The organism is Streptomyces ovatisporus (assembly GCF_042653885.1).
GTDB classification, from domain to species: domain Bacteria; phylum Actinomycetota; class Actinomycetes; order Streptomycetales; family Streptomycetaceae; genus Streptomyces; species Streptomyces ovatisporus.
Genome location: NZ_JBHSFH010000021.1, coordinates 1 through 4,847, shown reverse-complemented (window position 1 = coordinate 4,847; position 4,847 = coordinate 1). Strand labels below are relative to the sequence as shown.

The 4,847-nt window shown below is 66.8% G+C and carries 5 protein-coding genes; all 5 read left to right on the top strand.

Annotated features, from left to right (window positions below):
• The first annotated feature begins 1,039 nt into the window (after positions 1-1,039).
• Complete coding sequence (locus ACFPA8_RS27510) at positions 1,040-2,233, top strand: recombinase family protein (RefSeq protein ID WP_386452912.1); 1,194 nt, start codon at positions 1,040-1,042, stop codon at positions 2,231-2,233.
• A 23-nt stretch (positions 2,234-2,256) separates the two neighbouring features.
• The gene (locus ACFPA8_RS27505; protein ID WP_386452910.1) at positions 2,257-2,577 is read left to right on the top strand and encodes a hypothetical protein; all 321 of its coding nucleotides are present in this window, start codon (positions 2,257-2,259) and stop codon (positions 2,575-2,577) included.
• 438 nt (positions 2,578-3,015) lie between these two features.
• Positions 3,016-3,441: a hypothetical protein gene (locus ACFPA8_RS27500; protein WP_386452909.1), complete on the top strand. Its 426-nt coding sequence runs from the start codon at positions 3,016-3,018 to the stop codon at positions 3,439-3,441.
• Between the two features lie 182 nt (positions 3,442-3,623).
• The gene (locus ACFPA8_RS27495; protein WP_386452907.1) at positions 3,624-4,238 is read left to right on the top strand and encodes a nucleotide-binding protein; all 615 of its coding nucleotides are present in this window, start codon (positions 3,624-3,626) and stop codon (positions 4,236-4,238) included.
• Positions 4,235-4,546, top strand: coding sequence for a hypothetical protein (locus ACFPA8_RS27490; protein WP_386452905.1), 312 nt, complete (start codon positions 4,235-4,237; stop codon positions 4,544-4,546). Before ACFPA8_RS27495 ends, ACFPA8_RS27490 begins: the two co-directional genes overlap by 4 nt.
• Positions 4,547-4,847 lie beyond the last annotated feature (301 nt).

Genomic DNA, 4,847 nt, shown 5'->3' with positions numbered 1-4,847 from the left:
CCCCGGTTGCCCCGGTTGCCCTCGACCGCGACACCTCTTCTGTTGGTCAGAAAGGTCAAGTGTTCATCGAGGAGGCGACCGGGGCGCGAGTGGTCCGCTGTCCGCCACCACGGCGAGCGCGCCGTATCTCCCCGGAGAGGGGAGATACCTTTGTCCATGCGGAGCGATCTTGGTTGTGCGGCCGGTTGCCTCCACGGTTACTTCCAACGGTTGCGCAGTGAGTTGCCTCCACGGTTGCGCGGCCGGTTGCTGGTCCTTTTAAACGGTCTCAGCTCTCCGCAGATCAGGCCCGGTTGCCCCCGGTTGACCGACCGCTGACACCTCCTCCTGGTGCACACCGGAGGAGGCTTCGAGCTTCCGGCTGGCGCGGCGGAGTCGGCCGCCACACGGTCCTCGCGGGAAGAAGAGGCCACTTCCTCGGCTCTCGCGGTTTCTGGCGAGTCGTGGGCGATCGTCGTCGGTGCGCCCCAGGCAGGCGCCTCCGACCCGTCGTCGTGCCGTCCTCGCAGGTCAACCGGGGGCGAGCGTGTCGCATGTGATGAAGCGTCAAGCCTCTGACCTGCACGAATCCCTGTGCGCCCGCCTGACGGCCGTTGATCTTTGCCAACGTCCAATCACCCACGGGCAGCACTGAAAGTCCGGGAGACGGCAGCCTGTGAGGCCGCTTTTGACCTTCACGGGCCGCCAATCAAGTCCGGGCCGCGGGGGGCGAGTTGAGTATCCGATTCGCCCTTATTTCGGAGGGATCGCCCCTCGGGCTCTCCCGATCCTGCGACCCTCGCCGCTCGCTGCCCCCCGACACGGTCACTCAGGCCCCGTTCTGTGAACCCACAAGGGCTGTGAACACGAACGCAACACGAGGTCGCCCGACCCCGAATACGCCAACCCACAAGGAACGCCAACACGACGGCTCGCCTTGTTTCATGAGTGGTCGTATGTGAAACACCCGCTGCCCCCCATGCCGAACAGGGCGGATTGTGTTTCATGAAGTGTTGCAACGGGCTTGCTATCTGAAACACACCCATGAAACACTCGGTCCATGGACGACACCTACCTCCTCGTGGAGGCTCACGACTGCCCCATGTCCACGTGCGCCGTCCCTGCCGGATCTCCCTGCCGCACGGGACAGGGCAAGGTCGCTGCGCAGTACCACACCGCGCGCTTCCGCCTGGTGCCTCAGACCCGGGAGGAGTTGAACGTACCCACGCCCTCCGTGCGGAGGCCAGGCGCCACATGGACGGAACTGCCCCGCCCCGCCAGTGCGGCCACCACCGAGCCGACCGGGCACCACGTCCGCATCGGATACGCCCGCGCCTCCACGGCCCGCCAGTCGCTCGACTCTCAGGTGGACGCCCTCACACAGGACGGCGTACAGAAGATCTTTCAGGAAAAGATCTCCACACGCGTCAAGGTGCGGCCCGAGCTGGAGAAGGCCATCACCCTGGCCTGCGAACTGCGCGCCTCGGGCGTTCGCGTCACCCTCGCCGTCCACGAACACAAACGCCTCGGACGCGGTGCCGACCTCGTGAACCTGGCGGAACGCCTGCGCTCCTGTGACGTGGGCCTGGAATTCCTGACCGGTGAACTGAAGGGGTCGCACGACCCCGGAGGGGTCGTCTTCAGCGTGCTCGCCGCCATGTCCGGCATGGAGCGCGAATACATCCGGGAGAAGACGCTGGACGGGCAGGAGTCCGCACGCAAGCGCGGCAAGACCATCGGCGGGGCGAAGGTCTCGAACGACGACATGCTGTCGATGGCACTGCACCTGCGGGAGCAGGACGTGAGCCTGCGAGACATCGCCTCCCGCCTGGTCATCACCACAGGCAAGAAGAAGGGCAAGCACCCCTCAGCCGCGACCGTGATGCGCATGCTCCGGGAGTACGACGAAGCCCAGGCGCAGGCGGCCAGTGCAGAAGAGGCCACCCCGTCGTCGTCCGAGCCGCGTGCACCGGAGAAGCCAACAGCCGCGGCGACGGAGACCGAGGAGTCCGCCGAACAGGACGAGCCGATCACCAAGGCCCAGGCCCGCAAGATCGCCGCCAGGTTCGACAACACCAACCCGCAGCCTGTCGAGTACGAGGGGCGGACAGTTGGCTACGTGGTGGACGCAGGCTACGGGTCCCACAACTTCATCACGGCCGATGGGCAGTTCCGCCACGTCTCCTACCGCAACCGAGGCGCAGTGACCATGGCCCTCAAGCGCATCGCCAAGGACTCCGAACAGGGCAAGTGAAGAACCGAAGGGACCCCGTAGACATGGACACCGACCGCTGCGAGGCAGCGCACCCCGAGGACCCCACCGCCTGCGTCGGCGACCACCACGCCGTACGCATTCTCGACGCTCAGAACTACGAGGCTTGGGGCTGCGAGCACCACGCCACCCGACTCTTGGCCTCCCTCGACGGCGCCAAGGTCTTCCCCGGCAATGTCGGCGGTGCGGCGATCCGCGTTTCCGCCGCGGCCGACTGGACCCGCCCGTTCCCCTGGCTGACCAACGCCCCACGCACCGAGGCCAGCCAGCTCAGCCACAAGGAGGGCCGCGAGCAGTCAGAGAGGGAAGCGAAGAAGAACACATAGACCGCGCATCACAACGGCCCCCGTCTGGACACACCCCGGGCGGGGGTTCCTGTTGTGCCCAACTCGACCGCTGCGGGGGAGGCGGCTCCGAGGAACGCGCAGGATCTTGCGAAAACGTACAGCTACGCGCGACAGGCTTCGGGCGTCCGGAAGGGTGACTTCCCTGCGAACATGCAAACACCACCCCCTCTGACCTGCACCTCTTCGCGAAACGTGCGAACACGAGCAACCGGCCCCGGTCGAAGCCAGGGCCCTGACCACTGAAGAAAGCCGTAGAAAACCTGAAGATCGAGCGTGCCCAGCCCTCTCGGATCGGGGCATCACTGCGTTGCGGATGCACTGCCTTGCGGCCTCACGGCGTTACTGCGTCCCGTACCTCCTGCATTGCGGCTCGCAGTGACCCGGGAACACCTGAAGGGGAGTGGACGCTCTCAGGGCATGATCAACCCCTCAAGATCCGAGAAGCGCGCACGTGTCGCAGAGCGTCGCGCGAGCGCGATCCAGCTACACCTCGCCGGAATGAGCTGGCAGGGCATCGCGGACCAACTTGGCTACGCATCCCGCGGGGCGGCCTATACGGACGTCACGCGGGCGATGGAGCAGCGCCAGACGGAAGAGGCCGAGCAGATCGCGCTAATGCGCTATACGGAGGCACGACGCCTCGACCGACTACAGGCCGCGGCGTGGCCCGCGGCAATGAGCGGCGATGTCAAGGCCGTCGAGACTGCGCTGAAGGTCATCGACCGCAGGGTGAAGCTGTTCGGCCTCGATGCGCCCCGCCGCGTCAGCGTGGAGGCGGAAACCCTCGCCGCGGAGATCACCGACATGTTGAACGAGTTGAGCACCAGCACGGATGGCGACTGACTTACTGCACCACTGCACCACTGCACCACTGCCCGTTGTGGGCGACCACAGGGCCCCGCGAGGTTCAACCTTTCCGCGACCCGGTTCAATCCAGCAGTCATCACGGAGCTACTGCACCACTGCATCGCTGCATCCGGTAACGCCGGAGGGCAGTACCGCAGTGACGGCGATAGATTGCGCCCATGCTGCGTATCGCATTCGCCAACCTGAAACCGGGGGTGGGCAAGACGACCTCCGCCGTCTGGCTCGCCTACGCCCTCCACCACCGCGGGAAGAAGGTCGTCGTCGCGGACTCCGATCCGGGCGCCTCCGTGCTCGCCTGGTCCGACCTCGCAGGCGGCTTCCCCTTCCGTGTCGTGGGCCTCCCCGTGAAGGACATGCACAAGCGCGTGGACGACTTCGCGGAGGGCGCCGACGCGGTCATCTGCGACGTGCCGCAGATAGAGGACCACGCCCCCATCGCGCGATCCGCGATGCGATGGGCGGACGAACTGGTCTCACCCGTGGCTCCCGCAGGGATCGAGCTGGAGCGCATGGGGCCGATTCTGGACGAGGTCGAGGCCCTGGAGTCCGTACGGGCTGATGACGCCCGCGCCTGCGTCCTGCTCACGCGCACGGTCGCCGGAGCCTCCTCCACAGGCTCCGCTCGCCGCACACTCGCACGGCTCGGGCACGACGTGCTGACGGCCACGATCCCCAGGCGCGAGGTCTTCGCGCAGTCCTTCGGGTCTCACCCACCCGCCCCGGGCTCCGCGTACGACGAGCTGGCAACCGAGCTGCTGAGGAGAGCCGCATGACCCCGCCCGAGACCAAGGAGCAGCGCGAAGAGCGCATGGCGAGAGCCGCCGCGGGCCGCCGCAGCACAGAGCAGCGACCCACCCCGGGCCGCCTCGCCTCTCGAAGTCGGCCCGTCCGTACGACCGTGGATCTGACGCCGTCCCTGCACCGCAGGCTGAAGCATTGGGCGGGGGACGCGGCTGACGCCCTGGACGTACCCGACGTGCCAACGGCGGAGGTGATCCGGGCGTTGATCCACCTCCTCATCACGGACGACGCCCTCAATGACGCCACGCTGAAGGCGCTCCGCGAGCGCATGAAGTCCTGATCGAACGCCGCGAGCCATCGGCCCCTCTGTGGAGGGGCTTTCGCGCGCCCGTACGGCGAGCGCGCGAGGGCGGGAGGACCGGGCACCTTTGGCCTCACGAACGGACGCGGGGGCAAGGGTGGCCTCTTCACCAGCGTTGGCGAGTGCATGCCGTTCGGGGTTGGCATGGAAGAGGCCACCCTCTGCGTTTTCGGGCTCCGTGTGGAACAGGCAGGGGTGTTCCACTGGTTGGCGTCTTGACCTGCGGATATGTCGTCCTGGAACAGGTGGAACAGGTGAATCGCCATTGCAGCCTCTATAC

Coding starts and splice junctions, on each gene's coding strand:
- ACFPA8_RS27510 (WP_386452912.1), top strand. CDS start 1,040: ATGGACGACACCTACCTCCTCGTGGAGGCTCACGACTGCCCCATGTCC.
- ACFPA8_RS27505 (WP_386452910.1), top strand. CDS start 2,257: ATGGACACCGACCGCTGCGAGGCAGCGCACCCCGAGGACCCCACCGCC.
- ACFPA8_RS27500 (WP_386452909.1), top strand. CDS start 3,016: ATGATCAACCCCTCAAGATCCGAGAAGCGCGCACGTGTCGCAGAGCGT.
- ACFPA8_RS27495 (WP_386452907.1), top strand. CDS start 3,624: ATGCTGCGTATCGCATTCGCCAACCTGAAACCGGGGGTGGGCAAGACG.
- ACFPA8_RS27490 (WP_386452905.1), top strand. CDS start 4,235: ATGACCCCGCCCGAGACCAAGGAGCAGCGCGAAGAGCGCATGGCGAGA.